This window comes from Bradyrhizobium sp. SZCCHNR1015, from assembly GCF_032489875.1.
Classification (GTDB): domain Bacteria; phylum Pseudomonadota; class Alphaproteobacteria; order Rhizobiales; family Xanthobacteraceae; genus Bradyrhizobium.
The window spans coordinates 38,097-58,716 of the sequence record NZ_JAUEYW010000019.1 but is presented as its reverse complement, the minus strand read 5'-3'; the positions used below and the strand labels follow the sequence as shown (position 1 = coordinate 58,716).

At 66.4% G+C, this 20,620-nt stretch carries 20 protein-coding genes; 11 read left to right on the top strand and 9 right to left on the bottom strand.

The genetic code is table 11. From position 1 onward, the window contains the following. Nucleotides 1-50: 50 nt before the first annotated feature. Nucleotides 51-968 carry a peptidylprolyl isomerase gene (locus tag QX128_RS28485; RefSeq protein ID WP_316216846.1) on the top strand — a complete coding sequence of 306 codons (918 nt, stop codon included), beginning with the start codon at nucleotides 51-53 and terminating at the stop codon, nucleotides 966-968. Between the two features lie 255 nt (nucleotides 969-1,223). Further along, nucleotides 1,224-2,465, top strand: a complete 1,242-nt coding sequence (gene argJ / locus QX128_RS28480; RefSeq protein WP_316239167.1) for a bifunctional glutamate N-acetyltransferase/amino-acid acetyltransferase ArgJ — start codon at nucleotides 1,224-1,226, stop codon at nucleotides 2,463-2,465. A 63-nt stretch (nucleotides 2,466-2,528) separates the two neighbouring features. On the opposite strand, the gene QX128_RS28475 is transcribed toward argJ, so the two are convergent. Next, a complete protein-coding gene (locus QX128_RS28475) occupies nucleotides 2,529-3,857 on the bottom strand; it encodes a TadE/TadG family type IV pilus assembly protein (RefSeq protein ID WP_316239166.1) in 1,329 nt (442 codons plus the stop codon). 180 nt (nucleotides 3,858-4,037) lie between these two features. Here QX128_RS28475 and QX128_RS28470 point away from each other — a divergent pair, with 180 nt between their 5' ends. Further along, nucleotides 4,038-4,448, top strand: a complete 411-nt coding sequence (locus tag QX128_RS28470; RefSeq protein WP_315800615.1) for a (deoxy)nucleoside triphosphate pyrophosphohydrolase — start codon at nucleotides 4,038-4,040, stop codon at nucleotides 4,446-4,448. 22 nt (nucleotides 4,449-4,470) lie between these two features. Here QX128_RS28470 and QX128_RS28465 read toward each other — a convergent pair whose 3' ends face one another. Beyond that, nucleotides 4,471-4,893: a VOC family protein gene (locus QX128_RS28465; RefSeq protein WP_316239165.1), complete on the bottom strand. Its 423-nt coding sequence runs from the start codon at nucleotides 4,891-4,893 to the stop codon at nucleotides 4,471-4,473. A 58-nt stretch (nucleotides 4,894-4,951) separates the two neighbouring features. Then, nucleotides 4,952-5,797, bottom strand: coding sequence for a methyltransferase domain-containing protein (locus tag QX128_RS28460; RefSeq protein ID WP_316239164.1), 846 nt, complete (start codon nucleotides 5,795-5,797; stop codon nucleotides 4,952-4,954). 78 nt (nucleotides 5,798-5,875) lie between these two features. On the opposite strand from QX128_RS28460, the gene QX128_RS28455 reads away from it, so the two are divergent. From QX128_RS28455 to QX128_RS28435, 5 genes are all read left to right on the top strand, one after another. Further along, nucleotides 5,876-6,679: a ComF family protein gene (locus QX128_RS28455; RefSeq protein WP_315800617.1), complete on the top strand. Its 804-nt coding sequence runs from the start codon at nucleotides 5,876-5,878 to the stop codon at nucleotides 6,677-6,679. 29 nt (nucleotides 6,680-6,708) lie between these two features. Continuing rightward, nucleotides 6,709-6,984, top strand: coding sequence for a glutaredoxin 3 (gene grxC / locus QX128_RS28450; RefSeq protein ID WP_316216850.1), 276 nt, complete (start codon nucleotides 6,709-6,711; stop codon nucleotides 6,982-6,984). Next, complete coding sequence (locus QX128_RS28445) at nucleotides 6,981-7,859, top strand: carbon-nitrogen hydrolase family protein (RefSeq protein WP_316182888.1); 879 nt, start codon at nucleotides 6,981-6,983, stop codon at nucleotides 7,857-7,859. Before grxC ends, QX128_RS28445 begins: the two co-directional genes overlap by 4 nt. After that, nucleotides 7,856-8,344, top strand: a complete 489-nt coding sequence (locus QX128_RS28440) for a DUF1178 family protein (protein ID WP_316182887.1) — start codon at nucleotides 7,856-7,858, stop codon at nucleotides 8,342-8,344. The genes QX128_RS28445 and QX128_RS28440 overlap by 4 nt, the downstream gene beginning before the upstream one ends. Before the next feature lie 139 nt (nucleotides 8,345-8,483). Continuing rightward, nucleotides 8,484-8,921 (top strand): EamA family transporter, encoded by a 438-nt coding sequence (locus QX128_RS28435; RefSeq protein ID WP_316216851.1) that lies wholly within the window; start codon nucleotides 8,484-8,486, stop codon nucleotides 8,919-8,921. Here QX128_RS28435 and QX128_RS28430 read toward each other — a convergent pair whose 3' ends face one another. From QX128_RS28430 to QX128_RS28405, 6 genes are all read right to left on the bottom strand, one after another. After that, on the bottom strand, nucleotides 8,922-9,821 hold the full coding sequence (locus QX128_RS28430) for an EamA family transporter (protein WP_315800622.1): 900 nt from the start codon (nucleotides 9,819-9,821) through the stop codon (nucleotides 8,922-8,924). A 201-nt stretch (nucleotides 9,822-10,022) separates the two neighbouring features. Next, complete coding sequence (locus QX128_RS28425; RefSeq protein WP_316239163.1) at nucleotides 10,023-10,742, bottom strand: ribonuclease activity regulator RraA; 720 nt, start codon at nucleotides 10,740-10,742, stop codon at nucleotides 10,023-10,025. A 208-nt stretch (nucleotides 10,743-10,950) separates the two neighbouring features. Continuing rightward, on the bottom strand, nucleotides 10,951-12,687 hold the full coding sequence (araD, locus tag QX128_RS28420) for an L-arabinonate dehydratase (protein ID WP_316239162.1): 1,737 nt from the start codon (nucleotides 12,685-12,687) through the stop codon (nucleotides 10,951-10,953). Next, nucleotides 12,684-13,544, bottom strand: coding sequence for an ABC transporter permease (locus QX128_RS28415; RefSeq protein WP_315800625.1), 861 nt, complete (start codon nucleotides 13,542-13,544; stop codon nucleotides 12,684-12,686). The genes araD and QX128_RS28415 overlap by 4 nt, the downstream gene beginning before the upstream one ends. A gap of 11 nt (nucleotides 13,545-13,555) precedes the next feature. Then, nucleotides 13,556-14,320, bottom strand: coding sequence for an ABC transporter ATP-binding protein (locus tag QX128_RS28410; protein ID WP_315800626.1), 765 nt, complete (start codon nucleotides 14,318-14,320; stop codon nucleotides 13,556-13,558). Further along, on the bottom strand, nucleotides 14,320-15,351 hold the full coding sequence (locus QX128_RS28405) for an ABC transporter substrate-binding protein (RefSeq protein ID WP_315800627.1): 1,032 nt from the start codon (nucleotides 15,349-15,351) through the stop codon (nucleotides 14,320-14,322). The genes QX128_RS28410 and QX128_RS28405 overlap by 1 nt, the downstream gene beginning before the upstream one ends. A gap of 124 nt (nucleotides 15,352-15,475) precedes the next feature. On the opposite strand from QX128_RS28405, the gene QX128_RS28400 reads away from it, so the two are divergent. From QX128_RS28400 to QX128_RS28390, 3 genes are all read left to right on the top strand, one after another. Next, a complete protein-coding gene (locus QX128_RS28400) occupies nucleotides 15,476-16,186 on the top strand; it encodes a GntR family transcriptional regulator (RefSeq protein ID WP_315800628.1) in 711 nt (236 codons plus the stop codon). Nucleotides 16,187-16,507: 321 nt separating this feature from the next. Continuing rightward, nucleotides 16,508-16,942 (top strand): response regulator, encoded by a 435-nt coding sequence (locus QX128_RS28395; RefSeq protein ID WP_315800629.1) that lies wholly within the window; start codon nucleotides 16,508-16,510, stop codon nucleotides 16,940-16,942. Beyond that, nucleotides 16,923-20,534, top strand: coding sequence for a PAS domain S-box protein (locus tag QX128_RS28390; protein ID WP_316239161.1), 3,612 nt, complete (start codon nucleotides 16,923-16,925; stop codon nucleotides 20,532-20,534). Before QX128_RS28395 ends, QX128_RS28390 begins: the two co-directional genes overlap by 20 nt. Nucleotides 20,535-20,620 lie beyond the last annotated feature (86 nt).

Genomic DNA, 20,620 nt, shown 5'->3' with positions numbered 1-20,620 from the left:
CGCCCTGAGGCCTCCCCCTCGAGCCCCCTCTTCTTCAACAAGGATTTTCCATGACCACGTCGTTCCCGGTTACGAAAACCGGCCTGCGCCTCGGCCTTGCCACCGCTCTCGCCGGAAGTCTCGCGTTGTCCCTGCTTGCCGCGCCCGCACGCGCCGCCGACGATGCCAACCCGGTGCTGGCCAAGGTGAACGGCGCCGAGATCCGCAAGAGCGACGTGACGCTCGCCGAGGAGGAGCTCGGACAGAGCCTCGCGCAGATGGATCCGGCGACCAAGGACGAGAACGTGCTGTCGTTCCTGATCGACATGAAGCTGGTCGCCAAGGCGGCCGAGGACAAGAAGGTCGCCGACACCGAGGAGTTCAAGAAGCGCCTCGCCTTCACCCGCAACCGGCTGCTGATGGACAGCCTGCTCGCCACCGAGGGCAAGGCCGCGACCACGCCGGACGCGATGAAGAAGGTCTATGAGGAAGCCGCCAAGCAGATCGGCGGCGAACAGGAGGTCCACGCCCGCCACATTCTGGTGGAGACCGAGGACGAGGCCAAGGCCGTCAAGGCCGAGCTCGCCAAGGGCGCCGATTTCGCCGAGCTCGCCAAGAAGAAGTCCAAGGATCCCGGCGCCTCGGACGGCGGCGACCTCGGCTTCTTCACCAAGGAGCAGATGGTGCCGGAATTCGCCAACGTCGCCTTCTCGCTGGAGCCGGGCAAGATCTCCGATCCGGTGAAGACCCAGTTCGGCTGGCACGTCATCAAGGTCGAGGAAAAGCGCAGCCGCAAGCCGCCGGAGTTCGACCAGGTCAAGGGCCAGATCGAGACCTACGTCACCCGCAAGGCCCAGGCCGACTACGTCGGCAAGCTGCGCGAGGCCGCCAAGATCGAGCGCCTGGACAAGCCGGCCGCGACCGACGCGGCCAAGCCGGCGGATGCCAAGCCCGCCGATGCGAAGCCGGCCGAGCCGGCGAAGAAGTAAGCGGCATCGCCACTTGGCTTGAGACGCGACATACTCACGTCATGAACAGCGTCGTCCCCGCGAACGCGGGGACCCATACCGCGTGATGTTGGAAACGGGCCCGCGGCCAGTACCGCGCCTCACAACTGAGCCCTGTGGTTATGGATCCCCGCTTTCGCGGGGATGACAGATGTGGGCGTGGAGACATCCACTCCCACAACGTTGACGAGGATGATACAGAGCGCTTCCCGCTCATCCTCTGCCGGAAGCCCTCCGATGTCCTCAGCCGTCTCCCCGCTCGCCCCGACCGATGTCCCCGACATGCCCGCCATTGCGGGCGTCAAGCTCGCGACTGCGGCGGCCGGCATCCGCTACAAGAACCGCACCGACGTGCTGCTGGCGCTGCTCGATCCCGGCACCACGGTGGCCGGCGTGTTCACGCTGTCGAAATGCCCGTCCGCTCCGGTCGAATGGTGCCGCGCCAAGCTGAAGGGCGGCAAGGCGCGCGCGCTGGTGGTCAACTCCGGCAACGCCAACGCCTTCACCGGCAAGACCGGCAAGCAGTCGACGGCGCTGACGGCGGCGATCGCCGCCAAGGCGGTCGGCTGCAAGCAGGACGAGATCTTCCTGGCCTCGACCGGCGTGATCGGCGAGCCGCTGGATGCGACCAAGTTCGACGGCGTGCTCGAAGGGTTGGCCGGCACCGCGGCGCCTGAGGACTGGATGGGCGCGGCGCGCGCCATCATGACCACCGACACCTTCCCGAAGGTGGCGACCGCCACCGTGAAGCTCGGCAAGGCCAGGGTGACGATCAACGGCATGGCCAAGGGCGCCGGCATGATCGCGCCAGACATGGCGACAATGCTGTCGTTCATCTTCACTGATGCGCCGATCACGGCCCCCGCACTGCAGGCGCTGCTCAAGGCCGGCGTCGAGGACACCTTCAACGCGGTGACGATCGACGGCGATACCTCGACCTCCGACACCCTGCTCGCCTTCGCCACCGGCGCCGCCGCGGCGAAGGGCGCGCCGAAGATCAGCCGCGCCAGCGATCCGCGCGCCAAAGCATTCGTCAAGGCGTTCAACGCCGTGCTGGCCGACCTCGCCGAGCAGGTCGCGCGCGACGGCGAGGGCGCCCGCAAGCTGGTCGAGATCATCGTCGAGGGCGCCAAGAGCAAGCCGTCGGCGCGCAAGATCGCGATGTCGATCGCCAACTCGCCGCTGGTGAAGACCGCGATCGCCGGCGAGGACGCCAACTGGGGCCGCGTGGTGATGGCGGTCGGCAAGGCCGGCGAGCCGGCCGACCGCGACAAGCTCTCGATCTCGTTCAACGGTATCCGCGTCGCATCGAAGGGCGCGCGCGATCCGTCCTATGACGAGGCGGAAGTCTCCGAGGCGATGAAGGCGCAGAAGGTGCAGATCAAGGTCGCGCTCGGCCTCGGCAAGGGCCGCGACCGTGTGCTGACCTGCGACCTGACCAAGGAGTATGTCGCGATCAACGGCGACTACCGGTCCTGATTCCGCAACCGACCGCGGCAAGGAAGCGCGCAAATGCCGGCGCGCTTCCGGGGGGCGTTTTGATCAGCTCGCGATCCGTGCGTCGGCGACCGCCTTCTGGAACAGGGCCTTCATCGCCTCGGCGATGCCCTGGGTCGGCGAGACCTCGAAGTAGAAGCCGTCTGAGGCGCAGGCCTGCATCTTCTGCGCGATCTCGCTGTTCGGCGACGGACCGAACGGTCCTTTGTTGAAAGGATCGATCCAGCTCATGTACCAGCTGTTGGTCGGCAGCTGCAGATAGGTGGTATAGAGCACGGCGATCTTGATGCCGCGGTTCTTGAGCGTGGTGCAGAGCGCCGGATTGATCGGCGACTGGCAGCGATTGCCGCTGGCCTTGGGCTTCAGGCAGGACGCGTTGCTCTCGTCCGCGACCCCGTCGGAGACGAAGAACAGGTATTTCAACGGCGAGCCGGTGGTGCCGTCGCCGGGCGTCGCGATCTCGTTGTTGATGGCGGGGAATACCGAGGTGAACGGCGTATCCTTGTCGGCCGTGTAGGCGTCATTGTTGCCGTAGACGCCCATCAGGTCGATGTTGCCCGCCGCGCTCTTGGCGCTGGACAGGCTCGACGACAGCGAAAACAGCGCCCGCAATCCGATCGTCTTCGACGCCGCGCCGAAATCATAGATCGCCATGCGGAACTGGTTCGTATAGGTCTGCGTCTGCTGCGCCGTGTCCATCAGCTGCTGGGTGGCGTTGCGCAGCACGTCGATCCGGGTGGTGACGTTGAGCGTCTTGGCGAGGTTGTAGTAGTTGTTGGCGTCGTTGTAGTCGTGGCAGGCGAAGGCGCATTTGTCGGAGGTCGCATTGACCATCTTGGTCACGTCCGCCGGCGTCGCCGCCACGCCCATCGACGGCGAATTGTCGAGCAGCAGGTAGAAATCGATGTATCGCGGCATCGAAGCCTTGGCCGTCGACGAGCCCTGCAGGGCCATGGTCTTGAACCCGACGATGTTCATGAACATCATCGGCACGGTGGCCGAGAACGACACGGTGGCGGTCAGCACCGAGCCGGCCTTCTTCACCTCCGGCGTCAGGCTGGTCAGCGTATAGCCCGACGTGCCGGACATGTTGCCGTTGAAGATCTTTGCCGCGTCGTCGTTGCCGGCGGCAATCACGCCGTCCGAGGTCATCGTGCCCGCGGCGATGAAGGCCGGCGCGGTGCGGGACACTGCGCCGACCGAGGCAGCGTCGACCGCCGCCTGCAGCTTGGCGCGCATCTGGTTGGCGCGGCTGTAGTCGACGCCGCAGCCGACCGCGGTGATCAGCGGAACGCAGACGATCGCGAACGTCACTGCGACGTTGCCGCTGACGTCGCGGCGCAGGCGGCCGAGCAGGCTAGATAGAATTCGCATGAATGATGCCTAACAAACCATGAGGAGGCCACGGCGTTCACCCGTGAAAATACGCGGCCGGCCATTAAGGTTGGCTTATTTCAACCGTGGAAACGGGGCGCGAAACGGCCTAGGTTAAAATTCCCTCAACAGCGTGCCTGGTTCTCGGACCGGCGCATCCCTCTCGCAACCGATCGGATCATGCCCGACCTGAAACTCACGCTCGTCGTCGCCTGCGCGCTCGTCGACGCCGACAATCGTGTGCTGCTGGCGCAGCGGCCGCCCGGCAAGACGCTCGCGGGACTCTGGGAGTTTCCCGGCGGCAAGCTCGAGCCGGGTGAGCGCCCCGAAGCGAGCCTGATCCGCGAGCTCGACGAGGAGCTCGGCATCACCGTGCGCGAGGCCTGCCTCGCGCCGCTGACCTTTGCCAGCCACGCCTATGAGACGTTCCATCTGTTGATGCCGCTCTACATCTGCCGGCGCTGGGAAGGCCTGGTGACCGCGCGCGAGGGCCAGCAACTGGCCTGGGTGCGGCCGAACAAGCTGCGCGACTATCCGATGCCGCCCGCGGACATTCCGCTGCTGCCGCATCTGATCGATCTGTTGATGTGAGCTGCACAGGCGCCCACGAGCTTCATGGCCCGTCCGGAATCCCTTTTTTCAGCCGCATGAGGGCGTTGTCATCGATCCAGCTCCGGTTGTTGTCGGACAGGTAGAATTCATTGCCGTCCGGATCGAAGAACGACACAAACTCGATTCCGCCGACGAGATGGTTATGGAATTGGACGCCCCTTGCAAGCAGAGCTTGATAAGTCTGGCTTAGCTCCGCGCAGATGAGCATGACAGGGGCGTTGCGCCTGTCATCCCCGGGCGGCCGCAATGCGAGCTGCAGGGTGGTGCTGCTTCCTGGCAGGCCGACGCTCAGGTGATATCCCCAATAGAGGATTCCACCGGTCGAGCAGTGCCGCAGTTCAAAGCCGAGCGTGCCGACGTAGAAGTCCAGCGCGGCTCGCTGGTCGCCGACGTAGATGACGACGTGATCGATGTTGATGAACATGGGGCAAACCTTCCTGGCAGCGCTCGCATGGGCAGGGTGCATCCATCGTAGCGAAAGGTTAGCCGCGGGGCACTCGCTTCACCGCCGCTTCCAGGCTGGCGGTCGCCGATCCCGGCTTTAGCGGCTTCTGCTGGCTTTCGTGCGGAGCCCAGCCGGACAGCCAGACGATATCGAAGGTGGCGCGGATGCGGCCGTCGGGATCGGCGAAGCGCTCGGCATAGATTTCGGCCATTCGCAGCAAGGTCGCACGACGCAGCGGCGTGCGGCGGCGCTCGACCAGACTGTTGGTCGCGCCCATGCGGCGGAGATCCTGCATCAGGCCGAACGCACTGGCATAGCGCACCACGACCCGGTCGACATCGGTGACCGGCAGCGCGAAGCCGGCACGCTGCAACAGCCCGCCGACATCGCGCAGATCGGCGAACGGGACGACACGCGGCGACACACCGCCCTCGCATTCGGCCTCGGCGGCCGCGAAGGATTGCCGGAGCTCGGTCAGCGTATCGCCGCCGATCATCGCCGCAAGCAGCAGACCATCTGGGCGCAAGGCCCGGCGAACCTGCACCAGCAGGCCGGGCAGGTCATTGACGAATTGGAACGCCAGCGCCGACAGCGCCAGATCGAGCGATTGCGGCGCCAGCGGCAGCGTCTCATCCGCCGTGGCGGGCGCCGCCAGATGGGCCAGTTGCGCAACACCGCCTGTGAGATGTGGCGCCAAACCGGCGCCGGGCGTCCAGATATCGGCGGCCGCATCGAACGACCGGTTCACCGCGGCGAGGCGGTCCGCGATGTCCTCGGCGACGCGCTCCAGCAGGAACGTCTCGGGCGCGCCCGCAGCCCGCCGCTGCCGCTGCGCAAGCAGGGGACGGTCGAACAGAATGGGAGCTGTCGCGGGCTGGGTCATCGGGGCTGGTTACGCCGATCCTGGTGGCCGGGCAATGCGCCGCTTGAGCGGCGCGGGTTGCGACGCTAGCCTCAACACATGGGCGTGACGTTTGCTCCAATCAGCGTCGGACGACTTCGTGCAGCCGTAGGCGCGCTGCACGGCGGTCTCGCGCATGTCGCGAAGCTCGCACTCGACGTCGCGCTCCCCACACTGTGCATCGCCTGCCGCGCGCCGGTCGACGGCGAGGGCGTGTGCGCCGCCTGCTGGGGCAAATTATCGTTCATCGAGCGGCCGTATTGCCCGAAGCTCGGCATCCCCTTCGTCTACGATCCCGGCCCCGAGCTGCTGTCGATGGAAGCGATCGCGGCGCCGCCGGCTTACGCCCGCGCCCGCGCGGCGGTGCGCTATGACGAGGTCGCACGCACCCTGGTGCATCAGCTGAAATATCAGGATCGCACCGATCTGGCGCCGATCATGGGACGCTGGATGGCCCGCGCCGGCCGTGAGCTGCTGGCCGAAGCCGACCTCGTGGTCCCCGTGCCCCTGCATTGGCGGCGCGGCTTTTCCCGCCGCTATAACCAGTCCGGCGCCCTTGCCCGGGTGGTCGCCCGCTGTAGCCGCGTCCGAATGAGCGGCGATACGCTGCGCCGTGTCCGCGCCACCGAGCAGCAGGTCGGCTTGTCGCGCGCCCAGCGCGCCAGCAATGTGCAGGGCGCATTCCAGGTATCTTCAGACCGCCTGCATGACGTGCAGGGGCGCCGCATCGTGATCGTCGACGACGTGCTGACCACCGGCGCGACGGTGGATGCCTGCGCCCGCGCTCTGCTGCGCGCCAAGGCGGCCGAGGTCAGCGTGCTGGTCTTCGCCCGGGTTGTCGATGCCCCCCGCGCCCCCATATAATCTGTCGTTCCGAAACAGCTGAGCGCGACATGACCGCTGCGATCGAAATCTATACCCGTCCGGGGTGCGGCTACTGCACGGCCGCCAAATCGCTCCTGACCCGCAAGAACGTTCCCTTTACCGAGCATGACGCGGGCAGGGATCCGACGATTCGGCAGAAGATGTATGATCGTGTCGGCCCGGGCTCGACCTTTCCGCAGATCTTCATCGGCCAGACCCATGTCGGCGGCTGCGACGATCTCTATGCGCTCGATCGCGAGGGCAGGCTCGACGCCATGCTGGCGGGAGACAAGGCGACATCATGAGCAACGACCGCAGCTTTACCGCCGCCATGGTGCAGATGCGCACCTCGCTCCTGCCCGAGCCGAGCCTCGAGCAGGGCACAAGGCTGATCCGGGAAGCGGTGGCGCAGGGCGCGGAGTACGTCCAGACGCCGGAAGTGAGCAACATGATGCAGCTCAACCGGACGGCGCTGTTCGAGCAGCTCAAGAGCGAGGCGGACGATCCCTCTCTCAAGGCCTATCAGGCGCTCGCGAAGGAGCTGGGCATCCATCTGCACATCGGATCGCTGGCGCTGCGCTTCTCGGCAGACAAGGCCGTGAACCGCTCGTTCCTGATCGGGCCCGACGGCAACGTGCTGGCGAGCTACGACAAGATCCACATGTTCGACATCGACCTGCCGGGCGGCGAGAGCTATCGCGAGTCCGCCAATTATCAGCCGGGCGAGACGGCCGTGATCTCGGATCTGCCCTGGGGCCGTCTGGGGCTGACGATCTGCTACGACGTGCGCTTCCCGGCGCTGTATCGCGCGCTGGCCGAGAGCGGCGCCTCGTTCATCAGCGTGCCCTCAGCGTTCACCCGCAAGACCGGCGAGGCGCACTGGCACACTCTGCTGCGCGCCCGGGCCATCGAGACCGGCTGCTTCGTGTTCGCCGCCGCCCAGTGCGGCGTGCACGAGAACAAGCGCGAGACCTTCGGGCATTCGCTGATCATCGATCCCTGGGGCGAGATCCTCGCGGAGGGCGGCGTCGAGCCCGGCGTCATCATGGCGCGGATCGATCCCGCGCGGGTCGAGAGCGTGCGCCAGACCATTCCTTCGCTGCAGCACGGCCGCCGGTTCGGCATCGCCGACCCCAACGCGGGTCCGGACTATCTGCACCTGGTGCGGGGCTCGGCATGATCCGCTACGCGCTGCGCTGCGAGCGTGACCACACGTTCGAAAGCTGGTTCCAGAGTTCCTCGGCCTACGATTCGCAGGTGAAGCGCAAGCTGGTGGAATGCCCGGCCTGCGGCTCGACCAAGATCGAGAAGGCGATCATGGCGCCGCGCATCGTCAGCAAGAAGGGCCGCGACGCGGCGCCCGTGCCTGCCGCGCCTGCTCCGGTACCGACGCCCGCCCAGGAGGTCATTCCGCCCGGATCGACGTCGCTGATGATGGCGCAGGAGCGCGAGCTGCGCGCCAAGCTCAAGGAGCTGCGCGACCACATCGTCAAGAACGCCGACGATGTCGGCGAGCGTTTCCCGACGGAGGCGCGCAAGATGCATTACGGCGAGACCGAGCACCGGCCGATCTATGGCGAGGCTTCGCTCGACGAGGCCCGCGAACTGATCGAGGAAGGCATCGAGGTCGCGCCGATCCCGGTGCTGCCCGACGACCGGAATTGACCGGCGGGGCTCGTCACTCGGCGGCAGCCGGCAGTGATGCGCGCACGATCTCGGCAATCTTTCCGGCATTGCGAGCGCCGCGAAGCAATGACGGTTGAAATGTCTCGACCTCAACTGCGACCTTCCTCCGAGAGATGAGATGTTCCCCCTCTCCTCCTCCTGGCAGCTCTGGGCCCTCCTCTCGGCTCTGTTCGCGGCCCTCACCGCCATCTTCGCCAAGGTTGGCGTCGAGGGTCTCAACTCCGATCTCGCCACGCTGATCCGCACCGCGATCGTGCTGGTGACGCTGGCGCTGATCCTGTTCGCGACCGGCCAGCTGACGAGCCCCGGCCCGATCTCGATGAAGAGCTGGCTCTTCCTGACGCTGTCGGCGCTCGGCACCGGCGCCTCGTGGCTGTGCTATTTCCGCGCCCTGAAGCTCGGGCCGGCGACGCTGGTCGCGCCGATCGACAAGCTCAGCGTCGTGCTGGTCGCCTTGTTCGGGGCCGTGTTTCTCGGCGAGCGACCGAGTCCCCAGGGCTGGATCGGCATCGCGCTGATCGCGGCCGGTGCCGTGCTGATCGCGCTCAAGGGTTGACTACACCGCGATCAGCAGCGCCACCCCGGCGACGATCAGCGCGATGCCGCCGATCTCGCGCAGCGAAACCGGCTGCTTGAACGAGTAGTACGACACGCCTTGCGCGAACAGCACCTCGATCAGCGCCAGCGTGCGGACATTGGCGGCCGCGGTCAGCGCAAACGCCAGGAACCAGAATTGCGACGCGAAGGCGCCGACGAAGCCGGCCATCATCGACGGCCGCCACAGCGACAGGATCCCGCGCAGGATGCCGGGGGCGCGCGCCAGCAGATAGACGGTGAGGAGCGCCGTCTGCACGAACAGGCCCCAGACCAGCGTGTAGGACGCCGCCGTGACGAAGGAGACGCCGTCGACGGTGATGATGGCACCGCGGAAGCCGACGGCCGACAAGGCGAACGCGGCGGCTGCGACGAGTCCGGTCACCGTCGGCTTCAACTCTGCGAAGCCCTTCTCGCCACCGGGACGCAGCGCGGTGATAACGACGCCGATGGTGGCGATCAGGATGGCGACCAGCTTCGGCAGCGAGAGCGGATCACCGAGGAAGATGAAGCCGAAGATCGCGGTCTGGATCGCCTCGGTCTTCAGATAGGCGGTGGTGACGACGAACGAGCGATCGGTCATCGCCAGCAGCATCAGCCCGGTGGCGATGATCTGGCTGAGCGCGCCGAGCAGCAGCCACGGCCAGAACACAGCAGGCGGCCATGGCAGATGGTCGCCGGTGGCCAGCAGCACCACGGTCAGGAACACCAGCGAGAACGGAAAGCCGAACAGGAAGCGGATATTGGTCGCACCCCAGGTGCCGAGCTTCGCCGTCAGCGACCGCTGCATCGCGTTGCGCGCGACCTGGCCGGCGGCGGCGACCAGGGTGAAGGGAATCCAGAGGGAGGCGATGGAGAGCATGGGGCACGGAGCGGCTATGAGGGCCGGCCACCGTGACCAGCGCGGAGCGCCCGGTCAACAGCGCACGTGGCGATTCAGCCGCATGTCAGGCTTGCAGCTCTCGCTGGATGGGCGGGCATTTTCGGCGCTTTGTGGTACGCTCGCGCCACAACAACGGTGTCGTCCCTGCGTTCGCAGGGACGACACCGGAATTTGGAGCGGCTACCTGTTGTTCTTCGCGCGCCATGCCGCGAAGTCGGCGGGCGTCTGCGGGTCGGTTGCCGGATAGAGGCCGAGGATCGAGCGGCCCTTGGCAACTTCCTCGGCAACGAAATCCTCGAACGCGGTCATCTCGAACGTCTCGTCCGCGATCTCGTCGGCGAGATGGGCTGGGATGACGATGACGCCGTCGGAATCGCCGAGGATGACGTCGCCGGGAAACACCGGGGCGTCGCCGCAGGCGATCGGGCCATTGATCTCGATGGCATGATGCAAGGTGAGATTGGTCGGCGCGCTCGGGCGCTGGTGGAAGGCGGGGATGCCGAGTCTCGCGATGTCGGCGGCATCACGGAAGCCGCCGTCGGTGACGACGCCGGCGACGCCGCGCTGCTGCAGCCGGCTGACCAGGATCGCGCCGGCCGAAGCAGCGCGCGCGTCCTTGCGGCTGTCCATCACCAGCACGGCGCCGGGCGGACAATCCTCGACCGCCTTGCGCTGCGGATGGCCGCGGTCGCGAAACACTTCGATCGTGTTGAGATCCTCGCGCGCCGGGATGTAGCGCAGCGTGAAGGCCTCGCCGACCATGGTCGGCTGCGCCGGGCTGAGCGGATGGACGTTCTGGATGCACTGGATGCGCAGGCCGCGCTTGAACAGCGCGGTGGCGACGGTCGCGGTCGAGACGGTCTTGAGCTTGTTGCGGGTGGCGGTGCTGAGTCTGGTCATGTCTTGGTCTTGCTCGCTGCGCTCCCTCCCCCTTGCGGGGAGGGGTTGGGGGTGGGGCCCACATCAATGGTGTCGCTTGGGGCTCCCCCCCTCCCCAGCCCTCCCCCACAAGGGGGGAGGGAGCGCACCTTTGTTGCGGTGATAGCTCGAATCCCAATCTCGAAGTTCCAGACTCAGGCTTCGCCTGCCTAGGAACGACAATCACTAACTAATAAATAGCCGGCTCGCCCACCGGCGCGCCGAAGCCGGTTTCCAGGAAGTCGAAGTCGCAGCCATCATTGGCCTGCCTGATGTGGCGGGCGAACATCCAGCCATAGCCGCGCTCGAAGCGCGGCGTGGGCGGCTGCCATTCGGCACGGCGGCGGGCCAGCTCGTCCTCGGGAACGTCGAGATCGATGGTGCGGGCGGCGACGTCGAGCGTGATGAGATCGCCGTTGCGCACCAGCGCCAGGGGACCGCCGATATAGGACTCTGGCGATACGTGCAGGATGCAGGCGCCGTAGCTGGTGCCGCTCATGCGAGCGTCCGACAGGCGCACCATGTCGCGGACGCCCTGCTTCACCAGCTTGGTCGGGATCGGCAGCATGCCCCATTCCGGCATGCCCGGGCCGCCCTGCGGCCCGGCATTGCGCAGGATCAGCACATGATCAGCGGTAACATCGAGATCGGGATCGTCGATCGCCTTCTTCATCGACGGATAGTCGTCGAACACCAGCGCCGGGCCGGTATGCTTGAGGAAGCGTGACTCGCAAGCCGAAGGCTTGATGACGCAGCCGTCCGGCGCAAGATTGCCCTTGAGCACGGCGAGTGCGCCCTCGCGGTAGATCGGGTTGGACTGCGGACGGATGACATCGTCGTTGTAGACGCCGGCACCAGCGATGTTGTCACCGAGCGTACAGCCGTTGACGGTGAGGCAGTCGAGATGGAGGTGCTCCGTCATCCGGTTCATCAGCCCCGGCAAGCCGCCGGCGTAGTAGAAGTCCTCCATCAGATAGGTGTCGCCGCTCGGCCGCACATTGGCGAGCACCGGCACCTTACGGCTCGCGGCCTCGAAATCATCGAGGCCAATGTCTGCACCCGCGCGGCGCGCCTGCGCGATCACATGGATGATGGCGTTGGTCGAGCAACCCATTGCCATCGCCACCGCGATCGCGTTCTCGAACGCGGCCTTGGTCTGGATCTTCGACGGCGTCAGGTCCTCCCACACCATCTCGACGATGCGGCGGCCGCATTCCGAGCTCATCCGGATGTGCTCGGCATCGGCGGCGGGGATCGACGAGGCGCCCGGGAGGGTCATGCCGATCGCTTCCGCGATCGCAGTCATGGTCGACGCCGTGCCCATGGTCATGCAGGTGCCGTGGCTGCGGGCGATACCCGCCTCCATCGCATTCCAGTCGGCGTCCGACAGCTTGCCGGCGCGGCGCTCGTCCCAGTATTTCCAGGCGTCGGAGCCGGAGCCGAGCGTCTTGCCTTTCCAATTGCCGCGCAGCATCGGCCCCGCGGGAAGATAGATCGCCGGCAGGTTCATGCTGGTGGCGCCGAGCAGCAACGCCGGCGTGGTCTTGTCGCAGCCGCCCATCAGTACCACGCCATCGACGGGATGGCTGCGCAAGAGCTCCTCGACATCCATCGCCAGCATGTTGCGATAGAGCATCGTGGTCGGCTTCAACAGCGACTCCGACAGCGACAGCGCCGGCAGCTCGATCGGGAAGCCGCCGACCATCAGCACGCCGCGCTTGACGTCGTCGACGCGGCTCTTGAAGTGCATGTGACAGGGCTGCGCGTCGGACCAGGTGTTGACGATGGCGATGACCGGACGGCCCTTCCATTCCTCCTGGGCGTAGCCCATCTGCATCACGCGCGAGCGATGGCCGAAGGAGCGGAGATCGTCGGGCGCGAACCAGCGCGCGCTGCGCAGCTGATCGGGTTGCTTGCGGTCGGTCATGATTGGGTGCCCCAGGTCAGGACGGTCTTGCGCTCGATGGTCCGGAAGATCAGGTTCTCGACCACGAGACCGATCAGGATCACGGTCAGGAGGCCGGCGAACACCGCCGGGATTTCGAGCAGGTTGCGGTTCTCGAAGATGAACCAGCCGAGACCGCCCTGGCCAGAGGAGACACCGAAGACCAGCTCCGCGGCAATCAGGGTGCGCCAGGCAAAGGCCCAGCCGATCTTCAGGCCGGTGAGGATGGCCCCGAACGCCGCCGGGATCAGGATGCGGATCACGTAGGAGAAGCCGGTGAGGCCATAGTTGCGGCCGACCATGCGCAGCGTGTTCGACACGCTCTTGAAGCCCGAATGGGTGTTGAGCGCGACCGGCCACAGCACCGAATGGATCAGCACGAACACGAGACTGCCGCTGCCGAGCCCGAACCAGATCAGGGCCAGCGGCAACAGCGCGATCGCCGGCAAGGGATTGAACATCGCCGTGATCGTCTCGAGGAAATCGGTGCCGATGCGGGTCGAGATCGCGAGCACAGTCAGGATCGCCGCGAGAACGATGCCGGCGGCATAGCCCATGAACAGCACCTTCAGCGAGGTCCAGACGCGCATCGGAATGGTGCCGTCGCGGACCTTCTCCCACAGCGCCGCGATGGTGTCGGAGAAGGTCGGGAACAGCAGGGGATTGTCGAGATAGCTGCCATAGGCCTGCCAGATCGCGGCGAGCAGGACAATGATCAGGGTCTTGCGCACGAAGCCGTCGTTCCACAGCAGTTCGAGCACGCCGAGCTTGCGCGCGACATCTGCAGGCGCAGCGCTCGCGGCCGACGTATCACGCAGGATGATCTTGGCTTCAGCCATGGGCACCGTCCTCAATGCGTCGTTGCGGGTTCGGAGAACAAGAGATCATGGATCTGCTTCTCCAGGCGCGCCGCGCTGCCGTCCTCGGCCGAGACCTTGTCGACATCGATGACCTCGGCCTTGACCCGGCCGGGATGCGGCGACAGCAGCAGGATGCGGTTGCCGATCTTGATCGCCTCCGCGATCGAATGCGTCACGAACAGCACCGTGAACTTGGTCTCATTCCAGAGCTGCAGCAGCTCGTCCTGGCAGGTCCGCCGCGTCAGCGCATCGAGCGCCGCGAACGGCTCGTCCATCAGCAGGATGTCCGGCTCCATCGCCATGCCCCTGGCAATTGCGACGCGCTGCTTCATGCCGCCCGACAGCGTGTGCGGATAGGCATCGACGACGCGCGTCAGCCCGACCTTTTCGATGTAGGCGCGGGCGCGGCTCTCGGCCTCCTTGCGCGGCATGCGTCGCGCCGTCAGCAGTGGAAACATGACGTTGGCGAGCACGGTCTTCCAGGGCAGCAGCTGGTCGAACTCCTGGAAGATCATCATGCGGTCGGCGCCGGGCCCGGTGATCTCGCGGCCGTTGATGCGCATCCGGCCTTCGCTCGGCTTGATGTAGCCGCCGACCGCCTTCAGCAAGGTCGACTTGCCGCATCCCGACGGCCCCAGCAGCACGAAGCGGTCGGAGCGGTCGACGGAGAAGCCGACCCGCTCCGTCGCGGTGATCACCGCGCTGGAGGTCTTGTAGCGGAGGGTGACGCCATCGACGTCGAGCAGCGCGGACATCAGTTGCCCTTCAGATCATGCGCGACCGGCAGATAATAGTCGGTCCAGGCCTTTGGCTGGGTCTTGATGGTGCCGATCTTGGCGAGATGGGCGGCGAACTTCATCGTGCCCTGCGGCTCCAGATTCCATTCCATCATGCCGGGCTCCTTGAGCCAGGCAAGCAGGTCCTCGACCGAGGTCTTGTCGCCGGTGATCTCCTTGTAGATATCAACCGCCGCTTTCGTATCGCTACGGATGAAGTCCTGCGCTTCCTTGGTGGCGTCGCGCACCGCCTGGATGATCTTCGGATTGGCGTCGGCGAACTTCGTCGTGGTGAAGAACTGCGCCTGGCTGAGCGGCCCGCCCATCACGTCGGCCGAATTCAGCACGACATGCGCACCGGGCACGTTCTTCAATTCGAGGAACGTGTAGGGCGGGATCGAGAAATGATTGTGCACCTCGTGCTGCGGATTCGACAGCGCCGTATAGGCGTCGGGGTGACCGAGCTGCACGGTGTTGGCGTCGAGTTTGTTCCACTGATCGGCGCCGAACGCCTCGGCGGCCGCGATCTGCAGCACGATGGCTTGGGTCGAGACCTTCACGGTCGGCACCGCGATCTTGTCGCTGGGGCCAAAATCCTTGATCGACTTGATGTTGGGATCGCGGCTGATCAGGGTCATCGGCTGCGCCGAGGTCGCGACGATGCCCTTCACGCCACCGCGGGTGCGATCCCACAGCAGCAGCAGATTGCCGGTGCCGGTGTTGAGGATGTCGACGCTGCCCGACAGCAGCGCATCGGTCTGCGCGCCGCCGCCGGAGAAGGTCAGCCATTTGGTGGTGACGCCGGGCACGCCGAGCGCGGCAGCATGCTTCTCGATCAGCTTGTTCTTCTCGATGATGTGGCTCGGCATGTAGAAGATGCCGGGCTGGCGCGACAGCGAGATTTCGGTCTTCTGCTGGGCCTGCGCGGCGTCATTCCAGGCCGGCGCGACCAGCAGCGCGGCCAGCAGGCCGGCGGCTCGTGCGGCCGAGCGCGCGAACTTCTCGAACATGGGACATCCCTCCTCGCGTGCCGGCTCCTTCTTGACGGCCGGCGGGGAGATGCACTAATGCATTAGTGCATCTCTGACAAGGGCTGTTCTCCCCCTGCGACATTCGAGCCGGACGTCCGACCCCATGGCATTGCCTGCGACGCCTGCTGCGGTTCTACCGCCCGAACGGCTCGATCCGAGCCGGCGCGCGGCACCGCAGGTCTTCGAGCGGTTGCGCGACCAGATCATCGCCCTGGCGCTGCCACCGGGAGCACCATTGTCGCGGCCGGCGCTGCAGGCCGAGTTCGGCCTCAGCTCGACGCCGATCCGCGACGCGCTGATGCGCCTCGCCGAAGAAGGCCTCGTCGACGTGTTCCCGCAGCACGCGACCCTGGTCAGCCGCATCGATGTTGGTCGGGCGCAGCAGGCGCAGTTCCTGCGCCAGGCGCTGGAGCTCGAGATCGTGCGCCTGCTCGCGCTGCGGCCTGCGACGGCCCCGATCGACGAGCTGAACGCGCTGATCGCCCAGCAGCGGCGCTTCGCCAGGGACGGCGACTTCGCGTCATTCACGGTGGTCGACAACGCATTCCACGAGCGGCTCTACACCGCCGCGGACAAGCACGAGCTGTGGACCCTGGTGCGGAGCCGCAGCGGTCACATCGACCGGCTGCGCCGGCTGCATCTGCCGTCCCCCGGCAAGGCGCAGACGATCCTGCGCCACCACAAGCAGATCGTCGACGCGATCGCCGCGGGCCGCCCGGACGACGCGCAGACGCATCTGCGCGAGCACCTGACCGGCACGCTGAGCGACCTCGCGACCATTCGGGGCCGCTGGCCGGACTATCTCAGCGGCTAGTGGCACGCCGATACGAGCAAAACAGGAGCCCTGGCAAATCGTCCATCACCCAGATTAATCGAATGTGAAGCGTTCCAGCCTTACAACCACGGCGCGAATGCCTCAAATGCAGGCAAGAACGCCGTTCGAGCACACGCCTCGCTCCCGCAACGCAAGGCGCCCGGATTGTCTCCCGATTGGCGCGTCCGGAACAGCGGTGTCTGCCCGCGTCCCATCCTGCATGTGACTTGTCCGGCGAAACGCTTGCGGCGCGCCGCGAATTGGGCAAAACCTTACAACTGACCGTTGGTCTTGCTGCCAGCCAATCGGGAGATGCGGAGCGTGGCGAAGATTCTGGTCGTGGACGACGATCCGCTCATGCAGCTGACAATTCAGCGCGTGCTCGAACGGGCCGGTCACGTCGTCGGCATCGCCGGCGACGGCCAGAAGGCGCTCGTCCGCTTCAAGAGCGAGAGCTTTGACCTGGTGATCCTGGACATCTTCATGCCGGGCATGGACGGGCTGGAGGCGATGCGCATGATCCTCAGGCACACGCCGGGTGTTCCGATCATCATGACCTCGGGACGTTCCCACACCCCGGCCTCGATGTCTGAGCCCGACTATCTTACCATGGCCACCAAGCTCGGAGCGGTTTCCGCGTTGCCCAAACCGTTCAAACCGGCAGCCCTCCTGACGATGGTTTCCGAATGCCTGGCATCGGCAGGCGATCGGGCTACTCGACCCCGGCCAGGCCAAGATGCTGTTCCGAAATCCTGACGGCCGAACCGAAGGGCTGCTGCTCAGCAGCGCGCAGCGCGCGAGCGAGGCTTCGCGGTTCGGCGGGCGCCTCACGCTGACGACGCGGCTGGCGATCGCGATGATCCTGCTGGTCGCGATCGCGGTGTTCGCCGTCGGCTGGCTCGGCTATCGCAGCCTCGAGCGGGCGCTGTTGCCGCGCGCGCTCGATCGAATCGAGTCGCATTCGCGCCTGATGGCGACCGAGCTCGAAAACTATGTCGGCAGCGCCCGCAACGACATCAACGGCTATCGCGCCTCGCCGAATCTGGCAACATTGATACGCACACTGAAGACGGGGGCTCCCGATCCCCGCGAAGGGCTGCCGGCGCAGTCGTGGCGCGAGCGGGTCGCAACGCGCTACTTCGCCGAGCTGCAGGCCAAGCAGACCTACGCGATGATCCGCCTGGTCGGGATCGAGAACGATTATCGCGAGCTGATCCGGGTCGACCGGCTCGGGCCGGGCAACACGGTGCGGATCGTTCCGGAGAACGAGCTGATCACGCGCGGCGAGCGCAACTACATCAAGGAGACGCTGAGCCTGCCGCCCGGCGGCATCCGGCTGTCGCCGATCATTCTCGACGGCAACACGACGGACCCCAAGACAGGCGTGCCGATGCTGTGCGTCGGCACGCCGGTGTTCGGGGCGGACGGCAAGCCGTTCGCGATCCTGATGGTCGATCTCGACATGCGCCCGGTGTTCGCGCATCTGCGCACGGCGGCCCGCCCGGGCGCACAGCTCTATGTCGTGAACGCCCGCGGCGACTATCTCTTCCATCCCGAATCAGACCGGGAATTCGCCTCGAAACGCGGCCGATCGACGCGATGGCAGGACGATTTTCCGACGCTCGCAGGCGCAACCGGCAGCGCCGAGGGTTTCGCGCAGATCCTGCACGACGAGGCCGATCGTCCCGGCGGCGTCGCCTTCGCGCCGGCGCTGCTCGCGGGACAGGAATGGGTGGCGGTGATCGAGACGATCCCGAACACCGCCTTCATGGCGCCCGCCCTCGCCATCCGCAAGACGGCGATCGAGGTCGGCCTGATCGCAATGCTGTGCGCGGCCGCGCTCGCCTTCGTGGTCGCGCGCTCGCTGACGCGGCCGATCAACCAGCTCACCCAGGCCGTCGAGGGCGTGGGGCGCGGCGAGACGGTGAATATCCCGCTCGAGGCGGTCGGCGAGACCGGCGTGCTGGCGCGGGCCTTCGCCCGCGTGCTGGACGAGGTTCGCACCAAGACCGCCGAGCTCGAGCGCGAGGTCCAGGAGCATTACCTGACCGAAGCGGCGCGCGACCATTTCGCCGCCCGCGAACGGCTCTACAGTGCCGCGGTGGAATCGTCGAACGACGCGATCGTGACGCTGTCGCTGGACGGCACCATCACCGCCTGGAATCCGGCAGCCGAGGCCATGCTGGGCTACTCCGCCGAGGAGGCCGTGGGCCGCCTTGCCGATTTCCTCGTGCCGCCCGAGCGCATGCCCGAGGCCCAGGACTTCCTCGTGCGCGTGGCGCGCGGCGAGCGGATCCAGCATTTCGAGACGGTGCGGATCCGCAAGGACGGTGAGCTGGTCCAGGTCTCGCTCAGCGTCTCGCCGATCAAATCACCGACGGGCCAGATCATCGGCGCCTCCAAGATCGCACGCGACGTCACCGAGAGCCGCCGGACCGAGCTGGCGCTGCGCCAGCAGACCGAGGAGCGGCGGCGCATCTTCGAGACGTCGCAGGACCTGATCCTCATCACCGACCGCAATGGCATCCTGATTCAGGTCTCACCGAGCGTGGAGACGATTCTCGGCTATACGCCAGCCGAGATGATCGGCCGCAGCGGCGCGGATTTCATCCACTCGGACGATCTGCTCAAAGCACGCGAGGAGCTGCGTGCCTCGCGCCTCGGCCTTCGGGCGCGCACCTCCGACTGCCGCTACGTCCACAAGGACGGCCGCGTGGTGACGCTGTCCTGGACCTCGAACTGGTCGGAGCCGGTGCAGCGCCACTTCTTCATCGGCCGCGACATGACCGAGAGCCGGCTGGCGCAGGAGACGCTGCGGGAAAGCGAACAGCTCGCCCGCAACATCATCGAGACCGCGCTCGATGCCTTCGTCCAGGTCGACGACAACGGCGCCATTCTCAACTGGAACTCCCAGGCCGAGAAGATCTTCGGCTGGTCGCGCGCCGAGATCATCGGCAAGGACGTCTTCGACGTGATCACGGTCGGGGATGTCGGCGAGGAGCTGCGCGCCGCGCTCGGCCGTATCCTGATGACCGGACAAGCGAGCGCGCTCGGGGGCGGCCGCCGACGCGAGGTCATGGTGAAGCGGCGCGACGGCCGCGAGTTCAAGGCCGAGCTCAGCGTGACCGCGCTGAGGACCCGCAACGGTGTCGTGCTGAACGGCTTCTTCCGCGACCTCACCGACAAGATCGCGACCGAGGAGCGGATCCGCCAGTCCGAGAAGATGGAGGCGATCGGCCAGCTCACCGGCGGCATCGCACACGACTTCAACAACATCCTCACCGTGATCACCGGCACGATCGAGATTCTCGCCGCTGCCGTGGCCAAGGAGCCGCAGCTCGCCGCGATCACCAGGATGATCGACGAGGCCGCCGCGCGCGGGGCCGATCTCACCCAGCATCTGCTCGCCTTTGCGCGCCGACAGCCGCTGCAGCCGCGCGAGGTCGACGTCAACACGCTGATGATCGACACGGCCAAGCTGCTGCGGCCGACGCTCGGAGAGCAGATCGAGATCGAGTCCGTCTTCCAGGATGAGACCTGCGTGGCGCATGTCGATCCGAACCAGCTCGCCACGGCGGTCATCAACCTCGCGCTCAATGCCCGCGACGCGATGCTGAATGGCGGCAAGCTCATCCTGGAGACCGGCTGGGCCGACCTCGACGAGAACTACGCAAGTCTCTACGACGACGTGCGGCCCGGTCGCTACGCGATGATCGCGGTGAGCGACAGTGGCAGCGGCATTCCCGCCGCCATCATCGACAAGGTGTTCAATCCGTTCTTCACCTCGAAGGGGCCGGGCAAGGGGACGGGGCTCGGATTGTCGATGGTGTACGGCTTCGTGAAGCAATCGGCCGGCCACATCAGGATCTACAGCGAAGAGGGCCACGGCACCACGATCCGGATGTACCTGCCGCCGGGCAGCGAAGAAGCGATCACGCAGCCATCGGGCGCCGCGCCGGCGATCCAGGGCGGCCAGGAGACAATCCTGGTGGTGGAGGACGACCGGCTGGTGCGCGGCTACGTTCTCGCCCAGCTCCATGCGCTGGGCTACGCGACGCTGGAGGCGGCCAATGCCGCCGAAGCGCTGGCTATCACCAATGCCGGAGAGCCGTTCGATCTACTCTTCACCGACATCATCATGCCGGGGACGATGAACGGCCGCCAGCTCGCATCCGAGATCCAGCGGCTTCGTCCCACGCAGCGGGTCCTGTTCACCTCCGGCTATACCGAGAATGCCGTGGTGCATCACGGCCGGCTCGACGAAGGAATTCTTCTGTTGCCGAAACCGTACCGCAAATCCGAGCTGGCCAGGATGATCCGCAAGGCGCTCGCCGCGACCGAGGCTTGAAAAGCGAGGCTTGACCAATGCGGCCTGACCGACGCGGCCTGCGCCTGCGATTGCCGCTGCTCCAGAGCGCGGCCACGTGCGGGCGG